Source organism: Rhodococcus sp. 06-1460-1B, from assembly GCF_002258475.1.
Classification (GTDB): domain Bacteria; phylum Actinomycetota; class Actinomycetes; order Mycobacteriales; family Mycobacteriaceae; genus Rhodococcoides; species Rhodococcoides fascians.
Window position 1 is genome coordinate 13,219 of the sequence record NZ_NOYS01000026.1, and the last position, 16,957, is coordinate 30,175.

18 protein-coding genes are annotated in these 16,957 nt (G+C 66.5%); 6 read left to right on the forward strand and 12 right to left on the reverse strand.

Annotated elements, in window-relative coordinates; translation table 11 throughout:
* Positions 1-3: 3 nt before the first annotated feature.
* The 5 genes from ftsH to dacB all read right to left on the reverse strand — a co-directional run bounded on the left by ftsH (position 4) and on the right by dacB (position 7,128).
* Positions 4-2,844, reverse strand: coding sequence for an ATP-dependent zinc metalloprotease FtsH (gene ftsH, locus CH268_RS14520; protein WP_094664804.1), 2,841 nt, complete (start codon positions 2,842-2,844; stop codon positions 4-6).
* A gap of 307 nt (positions 2,845-3,151) precedes the next feature.
* Positions 3,152-3,703, reverse strand: a complete 552-nt coding sequence (gene hpt / locus CH268_RS14525) for a hypoxanthine phosphoribosyltransferase (protein ID WP_027494374.1) — start codon at positions 3,701-3,703, stop codon at positions 3,152-3,154.
* An 11-nt stretch (positions 3,704-3,714) separates the two neighbouring features.
* A complete protein-coding gene (gene tilS, locus CH268_RS14530; protein ID WP_176457954.1) occupies positions 3,715-4,668 on the reverse strand; it encodes a tRNA lysidine(34) synthetase TilS in 954 nt (317 codons plus the stop codon).
* Between the two features lie 16 nt (positions 4,669-4,684).
* Complete coding sequence (locus CH268_RS14535; RefSeq protein WP_094642934.1) at positions 4,685-5,761, reverse strand: zinc-dependent metalloprotease; 1,077 nt, start codon at positions 5,759-5,761, stop codon at positions 4,685-4,687.
* Positions 5,758-7,128 (reverse strand): D-alanyl-D-alanine carboxypeptidase/D-alanyl-D-alanine endopeptidase, encoded by a 1,371-nt coding sequence (gene dacB / locus CH268_RS14540; protein ID WP_094664911.1) that lies wholly within the window; start codon positions 7,126-7,128, stop codon positions 5,758-5,760. The genes CH268_RS14535 and dacB overlap by 4 nt, the downstream gene beginning before the upstream one ends.
* Before the next feature lie 178 nt (positions 7,129-7,306).
* Between dacB and CH268_RS14545 the strand changes: the two genes are divergently transcribed.
* Together CH268_RS14545 and CH268_RS14550 are read left to right on the forward strand one after the other, a co-directional pair.
* On the forward strand, positions 7,307-7,798 hold the full coding sequence (locus CH268_RS14545) for an inorganic diphosphatase (protein WP_027494378.1): 492 nt from the start codon (positions 7,307-7,309) through the stop codon (positions 7,796-7,798).
* Positions 7,799-7,862: 64 nt separating this feature from the next.
* The gene (locus tag CH268_RS14550) at positions 7,863-8,321 is read left to right on the forward strand and encodes a PAS domain-containing protein (RefSeq protein WP_027494379.1); all 459 of its coding nucleotides are present in this window, start codon (positions 7,863-7,865) and stop codon (positions 8,319-8,321) included.
* Between the two features lie 61 nt (positions 8,322-8,382).
* Here CH268_RS14550 and CH268_RS14555 read toward each other — a convergent pair whose 3' ends face one another.
* From CH268_RS14555 to CH268_RS14565, 3 genes are all read right to left on the reverse strand, one after another.
* Positions 8,383-9,459 (reverse strand): GGDEF domain-containing protein, encoded by a 1,077-nt coding sequence (locus tag CH268_RS14555; RefSeq protein ID WP_094664913.1) that lies wholly within the window; start codon positions 9,457-9,459, stop codon positions 8,383-8,385.
* A gap of 130 nt (positions 9,460-9,589) precedes the next feature.
* Positions 9,590-10,054, reverse strand: coding sequence for a MarR family winged helix-turn-helix transcriptional regulator (locus CH268_RS14560; RefSeq protein WP_032369382.1), 465 nt, complete (start codon positions 10,052-10,054; stop codon positions 9,590-9,592).
* Position 10,055: 1 nt separating this feature from the next.
* The gene (locus tag CH268_RS14565; protein WP_027494382.1) at positions 10,056-10,883 is read right to left on the reverse strand and encodes a crotonase/enoyl-CoA hydratase family protein; all 828 of its coding nucleotides are present in this window, start codon (positions 10,881-10,883) and stop codon (positions 10,056-10,058) included.
* 120 nt (positions 10,884-11,003) lie between these two features.
* On the opposite strand from CH268_RS14565, the gene CH268_RS14570 reads away from it, so the two are divergent.
* The gene (locus CH268_RS14570) at positions 11,004-11,501 is read left to right on the forward strand and encodes a 2-oxo-4-hydroxy-4-carboxy-5-ureidoimidazoline decarboxylase (RefSeq protein WP_048316593.1); all 498 of its coding nucleotides are present in this window, start codon (positions 11,004-11,006) and stop codon (positions 11,499-11,501) included.
* Positions 11,502-11,511: 10 nt separating this feature from the next.
* Here CH268_RS14570 and CH268_RS14575 read toward each other — a convergent pair whose 3' ends face one another.
* Positions 11,512-11,736: a DUF6480 family protein gene (locus CH268_RS14575; RefSeq protein ID WP_094664808.1), complete on the reverse strand. Its 225-nt coding sequence runs from the start codon at positions 11,734-11,736 to the stop codon at positions 11,512-11,514.
* A gap of 28 nt (positions 11,737-11,764) precedes the next feature.
* On the reverse strand, positions 11,765-12,343 hold the full coding sequence (locus tag CH268_RS14580) for a TetR/AcrR family transcriptional regulator (RefSeq protein ID WP_094664905.1): 579 nt from the start codon (positions 12,341-12,343) through the stop codon (positions 11,765-11,767).
* Positions 12,344-12,481: 138 nt separating this feature from the next.
* Here CH268_RS14580 and CH268_RS14585 point away from each other — a divergent pair, with 138 nt between their 5' ends.
* From CH268_RS14585 to CH268_RS14595, 3 genes are read left to right on the forward strand one after another with little or no spacing between them, the layout of a single operon-like run.
* Positions 12,482-13,477, forward strand: a complete 996-nt coding sequence (locus CH268_RS14585) for a hypothetical protein (protein ID WP_032373856.1) — start codon at positions 12,482-12,484, stop codon at positions 13,475-13,477.
* Between the two features lie 11 nt (positions 13,478-13,488).
* A complete protein-coding gene (alc, locus tag CH268_RS14590) occupies positions 13,489-14,451 on the forward strand; it encodes an allantoicase (protein ID WP_094664810.1) in 963 nt (320 codons plus the stop codon).
* A gap of 27 nt (positions 14,452-14,478) precedes the next feature.
* On the forward strand, positions 14,479-14,952 hold the full coding sequence (locus CH268_RS14595; RefSeq protein WP_032364486.1) for a YbaK/EbsC family protein: 474 nt from the start codon (positions 14,479-14,481) through the stop codon (positions 14,950-14,952).
* Positions 14,953-14,963: 11 nt separating this feature from the next.
* On the opposite strand, the gene CH268_RS14600 is transcribed toward CH268_RS14595, so the two are convergent.
* Together CH268_RS14600 and CH268_RS14605 are read right to left on the reverse strand one after the other, a co-directional pair.
* Complete coding sequence (locus CH268_RS14600; protein ID WP_032386624.1) at positions 14,964-15,467, reverse strand: hypothetical protein; 504 nt, start codon at positions 15,465-15,467, stop codon at positions 14,964-14,966.
* Positions 15,468-15,621: 154 nt separating this feature from the next.
* Positions 15,622-16,953: an aminotransferase class V-fold PLP-dependent enzyme gene (locus CH268_RS14605; protein WP_094664812.1), complete on the reverse strand. Its 1,332-nt coding sequence runs from the start codon at positions 16,951-16,953 to the stop codon at positions 15,622-15,624.
* Positions 16,954-16,957 lie beyond the last annotated feature (4 nt).

Consider the following 16,957-nt stretch of genomic DNA (forward strand, 5'->3'; position numbering starts at 1 on the left):
GGACTAGCGGTGTGAGCCGCCCGGTCCTTCCCACCGTTGGGTGCGTGGGCCGGCGTCGCCGTCGTCGTTTCCGTGACGGTCGCCGTGCTCACCCTGCTGCGACTCCTCCGACGAACCATGAGCGGGTCGATCGTCTCCGGGCAGCGGGTAGTTGTGCGAGCTTTCCGGAACCTCCCACGTGGGAGTCGACTCCGGCGCGCCCTCGGAATTCTCGCCGTAGGGAGGCTCGTGCCGGGACGTACGACCGTGCTCCCCGGCGTCCGGCCGGAACGGATCCGGCTGGTACTGCGGCGGCTGATACGACTGCTGCGGCTGCTGCGGGTCGTACGACTGCTGCGGCTGGGGCGGCTGGTAGGACTGCGGCTGCTGATACGTCGGATGCTGACGGTAGCCCTGATCCGAGTCCTGTTCACGCGGAGGCTGGTACTGAGCCGGCGGCGTGGACGGGCCTTGGTAGCGCGGCACCTGTTGCTGATCGCGCGGCGGCCAGCCGGGTGCCGACCAACCGGCGGGAGCGCCGTAATCGGGGCCCGAACCGTTGGGACCCGATCGGGGCTCGGGCCGGCGATAGCCCTCGGAGTATCCGCCGCCTGTGGTCGGCCCGCCGTAGCTTCCGTTGGCAGGACCGCCGTTGGTAGCGCCGTTGTAGCCGCCACCGTTGGTAGCCCCGTTGTAGCCGCCGCCGTTGTTGCTACCGCCGTTGTAGTCGCCGGGGGCAGGCGCGCTACGTCGACCGGCACCCGTGTTCGGTCCGAGCTCGCCGGTGCCCGGTGCGCCGTTGCTGGGTGCGCCGTTGTAACCGTTGGTGCCGTTCTGCTGCCCACCCTTGGTCAGCTGCGGCGACCCGGCGTAGCTGGGCTGCGGAAACTGTTGCGGCGGAAGCTGTTTCGGTGCCGGTGGCACCGGAGGCCACGGCTCGCCGCGCTCGGCTGCGAGCTCGCGAGGTGTCTTGACCGGCGGCTTGTCCGACGGCTTACGGTCACCGAAGTCGTTGAACAGCGTGATGCGCGGACGCTTGGTGACACTGTGAAAGATCTTCTCGAGGTCCTTGCGGGTCAGCGTCTCGCGTTCGAGCAGCTCGGAGGCAAGGGTGTCGAGCAGGTCGCGGTACTCGTTGAGGATGGCCCACGCCTCGGTGTGCGCGGCTTCGATGAGCTTGCGCACCTCCTCGTCGATTTCGCGGGCGACCTCGTGCGAGAAGTCGGACTGCTGTCCCATCGAACGACCGAGGAAGGGGTCGCTCTGTTCCTGTCCGTAGCGGACGGCACCGAGCTTGCTGCTCATGCCGTACTCGGTGACCATCGCGCGGGCGATCTTGGTGGCCTGGTCGATGTCCGAGGACGCTCCGGTGGTCGGCTCGTGGAACACGAGCTCTTCCGCGGCGCGGCCACCCATGGCCATCACGAGACGTGCGATCATCTCCGACCGCGTCATCAGGCCCTTGTCGTCCTCCGGGACCGTCATCGCGTGGCCGCCGGTGCGACCGCGCGCGAGGATGGTCACCTTGTAGACGGGCTCGATGTCGGGCATCGCCCATGCCGCAAGAGTGTGGCCACCCTCGTGGTACGCGGTGATCTTGCGCTCGTGCTCGCTGATGATGCGGCTCTTGCGGCGCGGACCACCGACGACGCGGTCGACGGATTCTTCGAGCGACGCCTCGGTGATGACGGTGCCGTTCTCACGAGCGGTGAGCAGTGCCGCTTCGTTGATGACGTTGGCCAGGTCTGCACCCGACATTCCGACGGTTCGCTTGGCCAGACCTTCGAGGTCGGCATCCTGCGCGACGGGCTTGCCGGCCGAGTGCACCTTCAGGATCGCTCGACGGCCGGCCAGGTCGGGGGCACCGACGGGGATCTGACGGTCGAAGCGGCCCGGACGCAGCAGGGCCGGGTCGAGGATGTCGGGCCGGTTGGTGGCGGCGATGAGGATGACGCCGGTGCGCTCACCGAAGCCGTCCATTTCGACGAGCAACTGGTTGAGCGTCTGCTCGCGCTCGTCGTGTCCGCCGCCCATACCCGCACCGCGCTGGCGCCCGACGGCGTCGATCTCGTCGACGAAGATGATGCAGGGGCTGTTCTGCTTGGCCTGCTCGAACAGATCGCGCACGCGGGATGCGCCGACGCCGACGAACATCTCGACGAAGTCGGAGCCGGAAATGGTGAAGAACGGGACGCCCGCCTCGCCTGCGACGGCGCGCGCCAGCAGCGTCTTGCCGGTTCCGGGAGGGCCGTACAGCAGGACGCCGCGCGGAATCTTGGCACCGAGGGCCTGGTAACGCGCCGGGTTCTGCAGAAAGTCCTTGATTTCGTAGAGCTCTTCGACAGCCTCGTCCGCGCCCGCGACGTCGGCGAACGTGGTCTTCGGCATATCTTTCGTCAGCTGCTTGGCCTTGGATTTGCCGAAGCCCATGACACCGCCGCGGCCGCCGCCCTGCATACGGCTCATCACGAAGATGATCACGCCGAGGATCAACACCATCGGGAGGATGAGCAGCAGGAACGAGCTGAACCAGCTCTCCTGGGTGACGGTGGTGTTGTAGCTGTTCAAGCCCTGCGAGTCGACCTTGTCGAAGATCTGCTCGGACGCCGAGTCCGGATACTTCGCGATGATCTGCTTCTCGTTCTCCGTGGCGTCGGAGGCCTCTTTGAGGGTCAGCCGAATCTGCTGCTCACGGTCGTCGATCTGCGCGGACTCGACATTTCGGTCGTCGAGCTGGGCGATCGCCACCGAGGTGTCGACCGACGTCCAGTTCCGCGTGTCGTTACCGAAGTAGCTGAAGGCATAGATCACCAACAGAATGCCGAAAACGATGGCGAGATTTCGTATTACTGTCTTCCGATTCATACAGCTTCAGCCGACTCGGCCGTGTCCTTTCAGTCCGCTCCCGCGCGCTGGCTGCTCCCTGCCCGCCGGATACTCCAGGCTACCGCGAGACTCGGACATCGGACTCGCTCTTACCTGGCGCTCTGCGTCCACGCGCCTGTCGGCGTCGACGCTTCTTCCCCTCCAACGACTGCACTCCCCCGGCAGTTCCCCGTGTATCGCCGCACACTATCCGGATCGATGGACCATTGCATACGTCTCGGCGCGGCAATGGTCCATTGACGGACGGTCCAGCGCAGCGACACGGGCGGAACCGAAAGAACTCGGATCAGCTGTACACCTTCGGGTCCAGCAGACCGATGTACGGCAGATCGCGGTATCGCTCGTTGTAGTCGAGGCCGTAGCCGACGACGAACTCGTTGGGGATGTCGAAGCCCACGTTCGCGACCTCGACGTCGACCTTGATCGCGTCGGGCTTACGCAGCAACGTCACCACCGACAGCGAGGCCGGCGACCGGGTCGCCAGGTTGCGCTTGAGCCAGCTCAGCGTCAGACCGGAGTCGATGATGTCCTCGACGATCAGCACGTGGCGTCCGGTGATGTCGCGGTCGAGGTCCTTGAGAATCCGGACGACGCCGGAGGACGACGTCGACGAGCCGTAGGAGCTCACCGCCATGAACTCGAGCTGCGCCGGGATGGGCAGGGCCCGCGCGAAGTCGGTCATGAACATGATCGCGCCCTTGAGAACGCCGACCAGCAGCAAGTCGCCTTCGGGAGCACCCTCGGGATACCGCTTGGCAATTTCCTCTGCGAGTTCCGCGGTCCGTGTTTTGATCTGTTCCTCGGAAATGAGAACCGATTCGATGTCGCCCTCGTACACGGGGTTTCCCTTCATTCGTTCTCCAGGCCGACGCTCAGCCTGCCATGCCGACGCGAGCACACCAACCTCGCCTCCGGCGTTCCCCCAGGCAGCGCAACTCCGCCCTGCCCGGTCCAGCGCACGACGAGCGCATCGACAGCGCGGATCTGACGGTCCGACAACGACGTCACACCCCGGCCGAGGAGCCAGCGCCGCACCACTCGGCGGCGGATCGCAGGGTCGGACGATTCGATCGCCGAGACGTCCAACTCGCGCGTGTTCGGATCGACGACGGCCGCGGCGATGGCGTCGAGCGCCCGGCCGTCGTCCTGCAGCTGCTCGGCCGTGCGGGCCAGAGCCGGAGCGACGCCCCCACCGAGCACGTCCTCGAGCAACGGCAACACCTCGTGGCGTAGTCGCACCCGAGTGAAGTCCGGATCGGAATTGTGCGGATCCTCGAACGGTTCGAGTCCCAGCTCTGCGCACGCGGCCCGCGTCACGGCGCGGCGGACCCCGAGGAGCGGCCGACCCCACGGGTCGTCGAACGCTGCCATTCCGGCGATGGACCGCGGCCCCGAGCCGCGACCGAGGCCCAGCAGCACCGTCTCCGCCTGGTCGTCGAGAGTGTGCGCCACCAGTACCGAGGCAGCGCCGCGCGCGCCGTCCAATGCGTCGTACCGGGCTCGGCGAGCGGCAGCTTCCATCCCGCCCGAACCGGCCACGGTCACCGTCAGCACTCGGGCGTCGTCGACGCCCAGCAACCGGGCACGCTCGGCGGCAACGGCAGCCACCTCCGCGGATCCCGCCTGAAGCCCATGATCGACGATCAGCGCCGTCACGTTCGGAGCCTCGGCTGCCGTCGCCGCAGTGAGCGCCAGTGAATCTGCACCACCGGACAGCGCCACCGCTACCGGGCCGGGACGCGCCGCCAACCAACCCCGCACCGCTCGCCGAACTTCCAGCAACGCCGGAGACTCGGGCAGCATGGGTCGTTTCGCAGGCTCAGCCAAGGACTCGCGCGACCCACGCATCCGGGTCCTCGATCTCCGACAGCAACGGCAGAGTGTCCGGCCCGGTCCACACCGTGTTGAAGCGTTCCATTCCCACCGAGCCGACGACGTGATCGACGAATGCCTTGCCGCGTACGTATTGCGCCATCTTCGCGTCCATCCCGAGCAGCGTGCGCACGACGCGTTGCACGGGGTTGACCTTGCGTTGGCGTCGCCGATCGAACGCGCGGCGGATCTGCACCACCGACGGCACGACGGCCGGTCCGACGGCGTCCATGACGTGGTCGGCGTGACCTTCGAGCAGTGTTCCGAGAACGAGAAGCCGGTCGATCGCCTGCCGCTGCGGCTCGGGCTGGGTCGCGCGGAGCAGACCGATGATGCCGGCGTCTTCGGCGGATCCGCCGGGATTCTTCCTGGCCTTCAGAGCGCCGCTCAGCCGAGTGAGGACATCGGACATCGGCTCGTCGGTGCCGTCGGAGAGCAATCCGACGTTGTCCCGCATGTACTGCCCGAGCCACGGCGCGGAGGAGAACTGCACTCGGTGGGTCACCTCGTGCAGGCATACCCAGAGTCGAAAATCGCTGGGCGAGACGCGAAGTGCACGTTCGACGGCGATCACGTTGGGTGCGACCAGCAGCAGGGTGCCGCTCTCACCGGTGAACGGATCGTACTGTCCCAGAATGGCACTGGACAGGAACGCGAGCATGGCACCGGCCTGCAACCCGGCGGGCTTGCCACCGAGCAGACCGGTCGGGGGTGCCTCGTTCTCGTCCCCGGTGAGGTGCTTCATCGACGCAGCCGCCGCTGCGATCCATCCTGCTCGATCGACCACCTGGGCGTCGGGCACCGGCAGACCGTCGGCCAGGCCTGTCGTCTCCCGCACCGGACCTTCGGCCCGAATCGATGCTGCGGCAAGCTCTTCCACGGCCGCGTCGGCGGTGTATCGCGAGGTGGCCGGTCCCGGGCGGGCCAATCTCGCTCCGGCCTTCGCGGCCACCGCCCAGTCGACTGCGCCGGCGAACCCGGACGTGGCGTCGTTGTCGTCGGCGGTTGCTGTTTCGGTGCTCATCGGCAACCACACATTCTCAGGGTCGATGCGACGGCATCGAGGGCGGGTCGACTGACATCGGGTGGCCGGTCGTTGGACATCAGGGCGAACGTCAGGATCCGGCCGTCGACGTCGACGACGTATCCCGCCAAAGCGCTTGCAGCGGAAAGAGTTCCGGTCTTCGCACGAACCCAGCCGGCACCGGTACGATCACCCGAGGCGTACCGATCGGACAGCGTTCCGGTGGCACCGGCGACCGGTAGGTAGTCGAGCATGGGCCGCAGTGCCGGTTGACCGCTCCCGGCTGCCGACGTCAGCACCTGATCGAGCAGGCGCGCGGGAATCCTGCCGTCGACCGACAGTCCGCTCGCGTCCTGCAACGACAGACCGGCCATGTCGAAGCCGGCCGAGAACAGGGTCTGGCCGATGGACGCCACCGCCCCGGAAAAGCTTGCCGCCGTGTTCATCTCGAGCGAGAGTTCTCGGCCCACCGCTTCGGCGAGTACGTTGTCGGACCGATAGATCATCTGCTGCAGCCGATCTCGCAACGGGGCCGACTGCACCGATGCGATCTGATCGGCACCCTCCGCCGCCTTGCCCGTCGTCACCGCAGCGGGGTCGACGCCGAGTCCCGCGGCGAGGGCGCGGCCGGCATCGAGGGCAGGCGTGGTGCTGCGCGGCGATTCGTCGACGAGGGGGTTCGAGCGGCCGCCGTCGAGCATGATCGGTTCGATCGGGGTGATCGAACCGGCGGCGATGTCGGCCGGGAACCAGCCCTGGGCCATCGTGTCGCCGGCGTAGATGGACGTGTCGACGCTGATGCTGCGCACTGCGGTTCCGCTGCGACGGATCTGCTCCACCAGGTCGTCGATGCGTGCCGCTCCCGGATAGAACCCGGTCGTACCCACCGGCAGGGCGGTGAGCGTGGGGTCGCCGCCGGCGATCAGCACGATGTTGCCCTCACCGCTGCCCTGGACCACCCGGGTCGCGACGCGGTGGTCGGACGGAAGCGCGAGCATCGCGGCCGCTGCCGTGAGCACCTTGGTCGTCGATGCGGGAGTCATGGGCGTGTCGGGATTCTGCGACCACAGGATCTGGCCGGTCTGCGCGTCGGCCACGGTTCCGGTGAAGGTGCCGAGCGCGGCGTCGTCCACGACGGGTGCGAGCGCGCCTGCGAGACCGGCTGCGCTCGGCACCGGGGCCGAGTCCGGGAACGCGGTGATCGACGGGTTCGGCAGCACCGTCTCGGGTGGGGGTGCAATCGCGGCGTCGGCACTCTCGGAGACCCTGGGCAGCACCAGAGCGGCGGTCGTGACGGCAAGGACCACGACGAACACCGCGCACAGCGTGAGGATCAACCGCTTCTTCCTGCGTCTGCGCCCCGCCATGGGACCGAGGAATCGCCGTGTCAGCCCCGCCACCGTTCCTCCGTCATTGCCGTGGTCGTACCCATGATCATCGAGTCAACAGTATCCTCGGGTCCGGTAGCCTTGCGCCGCCACCATAGAGACATTCGCAAACCACTCGAGCCCGCTCGGGCTCGAACCAAGACAGTGAGGACTGCACGTGTCGTTCGACGTCACCATCGAGATCCCCAAGGGGCAGCGCAACAAGTACGAGGTCGACCACGTCACCGGACGTGTTCGCCTCGACCGCTACCTCTACACCGCGATGGCGTATCCGGCCGACTACGGCTTCATCGAGAACACCCTGGGCGAGGACGGCGATCCGCTCGACGCGCTGGTGCTGCTGCCCGAGTCGGTGTACCCCGGTGTCATCGTCGAGGCCCGCCCGGTGGCCATGTTCAAGATGGTCGACGAAGCAGGCGGCGACGACAAGGTGCTGTGTGTGCCGGCCGGCGACACCCGCTGGGATCACATCCAGGATCTGAGCGACGTCTCGACCTTCGAGCTCGACGCGATCAAGCATTTCTTCGTCCATTACAAGGATCTCGAACCCAACAAGCACGTCACCGGTGCAGACTGGGTGGGTCGCGCAGAAGCCGAGGCCGAAATCGCTGCGTCCTTCAAGCGTTTGACGGACAATCCGGGTCACTGATCCTTTCGGCATCACAACACCTCGTTTCGGCCGTGTGCCGACGAACCACAGTTTGGGGAGACGTATGACCGACAGCACTTCCAACGGCACCGCCGGTGATCGGCGCAATCTGGAGTCGCGGCCGATATCGGACCCGACCCAGTTCCCCGATCTGCCGGTGACCGTCGTTCTCGACCGGATCCCGGTACCGATTCTGGCTGTCGATCCCACCGGTGCCATCGTGTTCGCGAACGAGGCCTTCGACGATCTGTTCGGACTCGACCGGACAGAACGAGAGGACTTCCACCTGCACGACATCTTCCCGGATCGAGCTCCGGAGGGCGTGAACGTCGCAGAGATGTTCCTGACCACCGTCGCCACCCGTGCGGACTCCCTGTGGCGGATGACCGACAAGACCGGCGACATCGTTCAGGTGCGGGCCAGCAAGTCGATCCTTCGGCGCACCGAGGACACCATCGTGCTCGTCGCGTTGGAGGATTTCACCGACCAGCTGTGGAACGACCCGAAGAGCGCTCTGCGCTGACGGCTCGAATCGTTCTCCCCAGAACGTTTCCCGGGAACGACCAACGGTGTACATCGGCATGTCAGGTGCCGGTGTACACCGTTGCTTTGTTTCCACCCGCGTGTTTCGACTCGTACATCGCTGCGTCGGCGTCGAGCAATCCGTTGTGCATCAACTCGGCCGACTCGTAGGACGAATCGGCCGACCGCCACCGGCCGGCATCGAGTATCGCGACCCCGATGCTGACCGTCACCGGCACGTCGTCGCCTGGATCGTGCACCGCCTCGCGAATGTCGTCGGCCAGGTGTTTCGCGGAGTCGGCGTCGACCGGAACGGCAATCGTGAACTCTTCGCCTCCGGTCCGCGCCACGCACGGACGTCTACCGGTGACAGCGCTCAGCCGCCGCGCTGTCCGGCGAAGAACCCGGTCACCCATCGCGTGGCCGAAGGTGTCGTTGACCCGCTTGAACTGGTCCAGATCGACCACCATCAACGCCACGGATTCGGTGTCGGCCAATCTGCCCAGCATCCGCTCGAGCCGCAGTTCCAGACCGCGCCGATTGAGCAGGCCCGTCAAGGAGTCGGTGTTGGCGAGGTCGAGCTGGCGTTGGATGACGGCGCGAAAGGCGAGCACCGAGTTGACCACGAGCACCGTGACGAGAGCGCGCGCGACGATCGAGGCCGGATCGTCCGGGCGCTCGAGGACGGCCAGAACCGCGAGCAGCAAAATGATGGCGTTGACGAACGCCGTGTGAAATTTCAGTACGTTGCGGCGGGAGAAGTACGCGATGTAGGTGCCGATCACCGAGAACAGGGCGGCCCCGTACAGAGCCAGGTCCCGGTCCGCAAAGGTCAGCAGTAGCCCCGACACCCCCACGTCCGCATAGATCACGAACCATCCGGGCATGTGCGAGGCGTCCACCGACCGTAACCACCACCACGCTCCCACCGGCAGGGTGGAGAGCAGCACGATCGTGCAGATCAGCACGGCCGTCGTGCCCACCGGACCGTCGTCCGACAGCATGATGATCGCGCCGATCACGCCGAACGACGGGACGAGCACCGCGATACCCCTGGCCACGCGACGCTCGAGCCGGATCGAGCCCGATCGGGGTCCGATCTCGGACGACGGGGAGGGTAGGTCGTGATCGGTTGGCATCGCGTCCCCTCCGTCCGTTCCGAGCAGTCCGAGCATCCGGGTACGACGGCGTCGCGCCCCGGCCGTCGAGGCAGGGCTCGAGCGTACGAAACGACTCGACCGTCGGCACCGAGTTCTCGGAGTCCGAGGCTCAGACGTTACCCGGGCGTTGAGTGGGCAGGTCCGGTCTGATGGTCTCGTAATCGGTCAAGAATCGGTCCAGCAGTCCGACCAGCGTCGCCCGATCCTCCTCGGCCCATCCTTCGATGACTCGTCCAAGGTTCTCGGTGCGGCGTTGCTGGATGGCGGCTGCAGCTTCCTCGCCCGACGGGGTGACGGCCAGAACGAATGCCCGCCCGTCACGTTCGTCGGGTACCCGAGCGACATGTCCTCGCTCGACCAGCTGGCCTACCTGCCTGCTGACCGTGGACGGGTCCGAGTTGACCATCGCGGCGAGCTCGCTGGACCGCATCGGTCCGTCGCGCAGCAGGCGGAACAGGCAAACGTAGGCGGCACCGTCGACGCCGCCCGAGGACGAGATCTGCGCGATGTTGCGCTCCCGAATCCGCTGCAGCCGAACCAGCTGTGTACCCAGCTCTTCGGCGTACTCGACCACGTCAGCTACCGGTGAATTGGGCCGGACGCTTCTCGAACACCGAGGTGATGGCCTCGGTGAGATCGTGCGAGGCGAGGAAAGCCGCGTTCCAGGCCGCGACGAATCTCAGCGAATCGTCGACGCTCGCCGACCGGGAATGGTCGAGGACGGTCTTGATGCCCTGCACCACCAGGGGCGGGTTCGCAGCAATGGCCGCAGCGCACTCGCGGGCGGCCGCGAGGACGGCATCGTGGTCCTCGAACACGTCGTTGACCAGGCCGATCTTCTCGGCGCGCGCCGCGTCGATGTCCTTGCCGGTCAACGCGAGCTCACGCAGGTGGCCGTCGCCGATGATCGCGGGGAGTCGAGCGAGAGATCCCATGTCGGCGACGATCGCGACACGCACCTCGCGGACGCTGAACTTCGCGTCGGCGCTGGCATATCGCACGTCGGCGGCGGTGATGAGGTCGACGCCGCCACCGATGCACCAACCCTGCACTGCGGCGACGACGGGCTTGCGGCAGTCCGCCACGGCGTTGACGGCCTTCTGCATCGTCTTGATGGTGTCGTGAAACGTGGTCCTGGGTCCGGCGAGTGCTTGGTCGGCCATCAGCGGCCCGAACGTTCCGGCCATGGCCGGCAGGTCGAGACCGTAGGTGAAGTTCCTGCCGGAGCCCGCGAGAACCACGGCCCGTACCTCTGGATCGGCATCGAGTCGGTCGAACAGTTCTGGGCATTCGCTCCAGAAATCAGGGCCCATGGCGTTGCCCTTGTTCGGCCCGAGAAGTGTCACGTGCGCGATGTGGTCTGCGATCTCCACAGAGAATGCGGTCCAGTTCCGTTCGGTCATGCCTGCGAGCCTAGCGGCAGACGCAGCAGTACCCACAGGGCGTGTTACGCCGAGTAACGTCTGCGCTAAGAGCCTGCTCAGCTATGGCAATGGCCGACTCCGGTCCCTCATCATTCATGCATGTTGATGCATCAGGGGTTGGGTCTCGAGACATTCAACGATCTGCCGCGTCGCAAGGCGGTACACGCGCTCTACGAGTGCTGTTGCTCGGTTGCCTGGGCCTCACGTCTCGCGGACGGCCGCCCGTACCGGTCGCGGGACGAGTTGTTCACTGCGGCTGCCGCCGAGCTGAACGAGTTGTCCGACAACGTCATCGACGCCTTGGCCGCGACGCTGCCCGAGCCGAACAAGATGTGCACGGCCATGGACGCAGAATCACGTAGCGCCCTGGGCACCGCAGCGCGCGCGTACGAATCGAAATTCGGCTGGCGGTACGTCTCGAACCTGATGATGACTCCCGACGGTTTCGAACCCAGGGACGTGCTGATGGAGCTCGGCCATCGACTCGACAACGACGAACCGACCGAACGGCTGGTCATGCGCAGAGAGTTGATCGCGATCGATCACCGTCGCCTCGGCCGACTGTTGGGTCCCGAAGGCGGCTGGCCGCCGTACTGATACCGCGAGGTCAGCCGAAGAGGCCGACGACTCGGCCGACCAGGCCACCGGCGATCACGATCGCCAACAATGCCACCAGAACGATGACGACGATCGGCATCACGCGACTGCGCTGCGGCGGTTCGTGGTTGGGCCCACCGACTGATGTCTCGGCTGGAGGAGTATCGCCCGGCGTCACGCTACCGCCCGCTTCGAGGCCGGCAGTCTCATCGGGTTCTGGATTCTGAGCAGTCATGAACCCGGAGTACCCGGTAGCGCAGCCCTCAATCGAGCTGTGCTCTGGCTATCGCTCCGGCGAACAGTTCCGACACGGCATCGGCGATGACGGACCGGTCGATCTCCTCCGGATCCACCGAATGTTCCACGGCCAATCCGGAGATCAACGCAGCCAAGGACATCGCGAGGCGTCGAGCATCGAACGCCTCCCCCACACCCCACTGCACCGCCCGATCGGCGATCAGTCGTTCGAGCTCGGAGCGGAGGGCACGACGGTCGGTGCGGTAGCGCTCGGCAATCGCCGGGTCTCGGCCCGCAAGAATCCCGAATTCGACGGTCAGTAGCGGCCACCGCGGCTCGGCGACCACCCAGGACGCGATTTCGCCGCCGCCGGCTCCCGCAGCCGCCTGCGGGTCCAGGTCGGACACGTGAGCGAGTACTCGGGCGGCGAGATCGAGTGAGCGCTGTGCCAGCAGTTCGGCGAACAGCCCTTGCTTGGAATCGAAGTTGGAGTACACGGCCCCCTTCGTGAAGCCGGCCCGATCGGCTATGTCGGTGAGCTTGGCCGCCGCGTATCCGCGCTCGGTGAACTCGTCGGCCGCTGCGGCGAGCAGTCTCTCTCGCACATCGGTGCGCTGCGGCCTGCGCTGTGGCTGTGTCGATCGCCACTCTTCTTGCTGCTCGGCATTCACGATACCTAGAGTATTGAATACCTCGGGTATCGACAAGGTCTTCGAGTCTCGACATGTTCAGGAGCACTTTTCATGCGCAAGATGTCACTACTCGCCGCCGCAGTGCTGGTGCTGCAACTCGGCTTCATCCTCAGCTACGTGTCGGCGTTCCATCAGCCGACTCCCCACGCGATTCCGATCGCCGTGGTGACCGAGGCCGGGCTTCCCGCCGGCCTGGACCAGCAGACCGCCGACCGCCTCGACGCCATCGACGGTGCGCCGCTCGACGCGCGTACGGCAGTGGACACCGCCGAGGTTCGCACTCTGCTCCGCGATCGGGACATCCTCGGTGCCTACGTCGTCGGCTCGAGCGGCACCGACACACTGATCACCGCGAGCGCTGCCGGCAGCTCGGTGGCGACCGCCCTCGAATCGATCTTCACCGAGGTCGATGCCGCTCAGGGACGCCAATTCGTGGTGCGTGACGAGATCCCGGTCGGCGTGCATGACAACCGTGGATTGTCCGGCTTCTACCTGTCGGTGGGCTGGGTCGTCGGCGGCTACCTCCTCGCGGCCGCCTTCGGTCTCCTCATCGGGGCACCGACGACCCGACGCGAAACCTGTGTCCACGTCGGCATTCTCGCCGCGTACTCGATTGCCTCGGGCGCACTGGGAGCACTGCTGACCACCCACGTACTCGGAACCTTTGCCGGACACTGGTTTCCGCTCACCGTGCTGGGCACCGGGGTCGTCTTCGCCACCGGACTGTTCACGATGGGCCTGCGAGCCCTGATCGGAGTGGCTGCGGTACCGGCGGCGATCGTGCTGTTCGTCATCCTCGGAAATCCCAGCGCTGGAGGCGCTTTCGGGGCCAACGTACTGCCGCATGTGTACGCGTCGATCGGCCGGTGGATCACCCCGGGCATCGGCACCGAAGGAGTGCGCAGCATCGTGTACTTCTCGGGTGCGGGGGTCGGGCAGCCGGCACTCGGACTGGGCCTCTACATCCTGATCGGCGTGCTGCTGATGGCTGCGGCAGCGGTTCTGCGCCGTCGTCGCAGCGCCGGTGAATCGATGCCGAGCCAGTAAAGTGGCATCCCATGACTGCCACCTTCCCTCTGCCGATGCCCGATCTCGCTGTCCGCACACTCGGCGGCGCAGTGGTGTGGGCGAACGACGAGACGTTCGCCGAGAAGGAAAATCTGATCACACCGGGCAAAGCCGACTACTCGACCGCGACGTTCGGGCACAAGGGGCAGATCTACGACGGGTGGGAGACGCGGCGCCGACGCGAGGCCGGCTACGACGAGGCGATCGTGCGACTCGGAGCTGCCGGTGTCGTATCGGCCGTCATCGTCGACACGTCGTGGTTCACCGGCAACTACCCGCCGGAAATTTCGATCGAGGCCGCCGAGGTGACCGGATTCCCGTCACCGACCGAGCTGTACGACACGGAATGGACGACCATCGTCGCCCGTAGTGCCGTCGACGGCGACAGCGAGAACCGATTCGAGGTCGCGTCCGACGCCCGGTGGACTCACGTCAAGCTGTCCATCTACCCGGACGGCGGCGTCGCTCGGCTGCGAGTACTGGGCCGCGGCGTCCCGGACCCGAAGTTCCTCGCCGTCGGGCCCGTCGACCTGGCCGCGCTCGAGAACGGCGCATACGTGTCGGCCTGCTCCAATATGTTCTACAGCTCCCCCAACAATCTGCTGTTCCCCGGCCCGCCGCGCTCGATGGGCGAAGGCTGGGAGACCTCGCGTCGACGCAACGACGCCAACGACTGGGTGCAGGTGCAGCTCGCCGGCACGGGCCGAATCCGGCTGGCCGAGCTGGACACCAGTTGCTTCCTGGGCAACGCCCCCGGCGCCGCGTCCCTGCAAGGGCGACTGGGCGACGGCGACTGGATCGAACTCCTGCCGCGAACGACACTGCAGCCCGACACTCGGCATCGCTTCGTTCTCGACCACGACACTCCGGTGTCGGAGGTGCGAATGGACATCTTCCCCGACGGGGGAATGGCGCGATTGAGACTGTTCGGTGATCTCGACCTGTCTGCGTAAACGGTCGTGTGGCAATAGGGTTGGGGCATGTCCCGGCTACTTCATCCGAATGCAGCCCACGTTGCCGACACCCTGATTTCTCGTGGTCATCACGGGGTGGTGGTGAACAGTCCCGAGGGCACCCACACCGCCGCCGACGCCGCAGCTGCGTTGGGCGTCGATGTGGGTGCGATCGTGAAGTCGATGGTGTTTCTGCTCGACGACGAGCCGGTGTTGCTCCTGGTGTCCGGGGCTCACAATGTTCATCTCGAGCACACCGGTGAGCGTCTCGGCGGCACGCTCGCCCGGGCCGATCTGCGTACCGCCAAGCACGCCACCGGCCAGCCGATCGGGGGAATCGCTCCGGTGGGCCATCCGACGAATTTGGATACGTTCGTCGATCAGGACCTTGCGGCCCACCCCGAACTGTGGGCCGCGGCCGGGCACATCGACACGATCTTCCGCTCGTCGTACACCGAGTTGCTGCGCATCACCGCAGGTCTGGCGATCGACGTCACCTGAGCTCGAACGACCTAGGAAGCAAGGGTCGGGGCAATTCGGGGTGCGCCGAGGATCGCGTCGACGACGTCGGTGTCGAGGCGGGTGCCGCGCGATTCGAGGAGCGGCAACACTCCCGCGGCCAGGAACGTCGACTGCCGCTCGATCTCGCCGTGTACCTGCAGCGTCACGCCGTCGGCGACGTCGGCCGCGGTGACGTCGGAGATCAAACTCGCCAGTCCCGACGGGGTACCGACGTAGCGGATGGACGACGGGCTTGCCGGCGCGTCGAGTGCGGCGAATTCCCGACGGGCCGTCCTGGCGTCGGCAGCGATGTAGATCTCGAGATCGAGGAAGACCGCGAGATTGTCGGCCGATTCACCGCGGTCGACGGCTTCTGCGTGCAACCGGGTGCGTTGTTGCTGAGCTTCCCGCAGGTCCGAGGCAACGATTCTGATGGTGTTCACCTCGGGCCCGACGGTCAGTTCGGTCCAGACGTCAGCGGATTCGATGGCTATGCGGGTGTGATTGTGCGACATGAGTGGTGGTCCTGATTCGTCGGTCGGGATGCGCATGCGGTCGGAGCGGAGCCGAACTCGAACACGACCCGGACGCAGTGCGGCACAGATCGACATACCTGTTGCACCAGTGGCGATTGCCACGCGACACGACACTCACGGTCATGACGCCATGCTAACTGCCTGTGGGGCTGCACGGGGATCCAACCCCGGCGGCCCCGTCGGCCAGGGCGGGGAACGGCCGACGGTCCGGTACGGGGTTCCACCACCCGGCTTCTTCGGCGTAAGCCCATGTCGGCCCGGACTCGACGAACGCTGCCAACGCGTCGACGAGTCGGTCCACGTCGGCCGAGGAACTGCCGAGACCGATACTGGCCCGCACGGCACCGTCGGCATGACCGAGCCGGCGCAGCAGCGGGTGGGCGCAGAACTTTCCGTCGCGCACTCCGATGCCGTGTTCGGCCGACAGGTACGCCGCCACTTCACCGGGGTCGTGGCCGGCGACGGTGAAGGTGACGATGCCGACGACGTCGGGCGCGTCGGCCCACACCTGCAGCAGTTCGACACCCTTCAGTGCGGCCAACCCGTCCCGCAATCGGGTGGACAATTCCCGCTCGTGCGCCGTCGCGGCATCCTCGTCGAACGACGCGATGGCCTCGCACGCCGCCGCCAGCGCGGCGACTCCGAGCACGTTGGGCGTTCCCGCCTCGTGACGCTGCGGTGCGGGAGCCCAGTCGGTGTGCTCGATCGTCACACTGCGCACGGCACCGCCGCCGGCCAGGTGGGGCTCGCCCGCGTCGAGCCAATCACGGCTTCCCACAAGCACACCCGCGCCGAACGGGGCGTAGAGCTTGTGACCGGAGAACGCCAGATAGTCCACACCGAGTGCGGCGATGTCCACTCGACGGTGCGGAACGAGCTGTGCGCCGTCGACGACGATCCGGGCACCGTGGCGATGCGCGAGATCGGCCAGTTGCTCGATGGGGAGCACTTCGCCGGTGACGTTCGATGCACCCGTGATGGCCAGTAGCGCAGCAGGTTTCGCAGCCAGTTCGGAGTCGAGCCGGGCGAGCGTTTCGGCCAGCGTCGATGCCGCGACCACCACTCGGCGATTGCGCCACGGCAAGAGGTTGGCGTGGTGTTCGATATCGAGCACCACGGTATCCCCCGGCACGCACGCGGCCAACAGATTGAGCGAATCGGTGGTGTTGCGTGTGAACACGACCACTGAATTCGTCTGTGCACCAACGAATTCAGCCACGGTCTCACGCGCCTTCTCGTACGCCGCGGTGCACACCCGAGACGCGTAGCCGGCCCCGCGGTGCACGCTCGAATAGAACGGCAGCAACTCCGCGATCCGATCGGTCACTGCGGACAGCGCAGGCGCGCTGGCCGCGTAATCGAAATTGGCGTAGGTGCACGTGCCGCCGTGAACCAACGGAACCTGCAACTCCGTGCCGGAAACAGGGGCAAAAGGGGTGCAGGGACGGGAAAGTACAGACGTCATGACA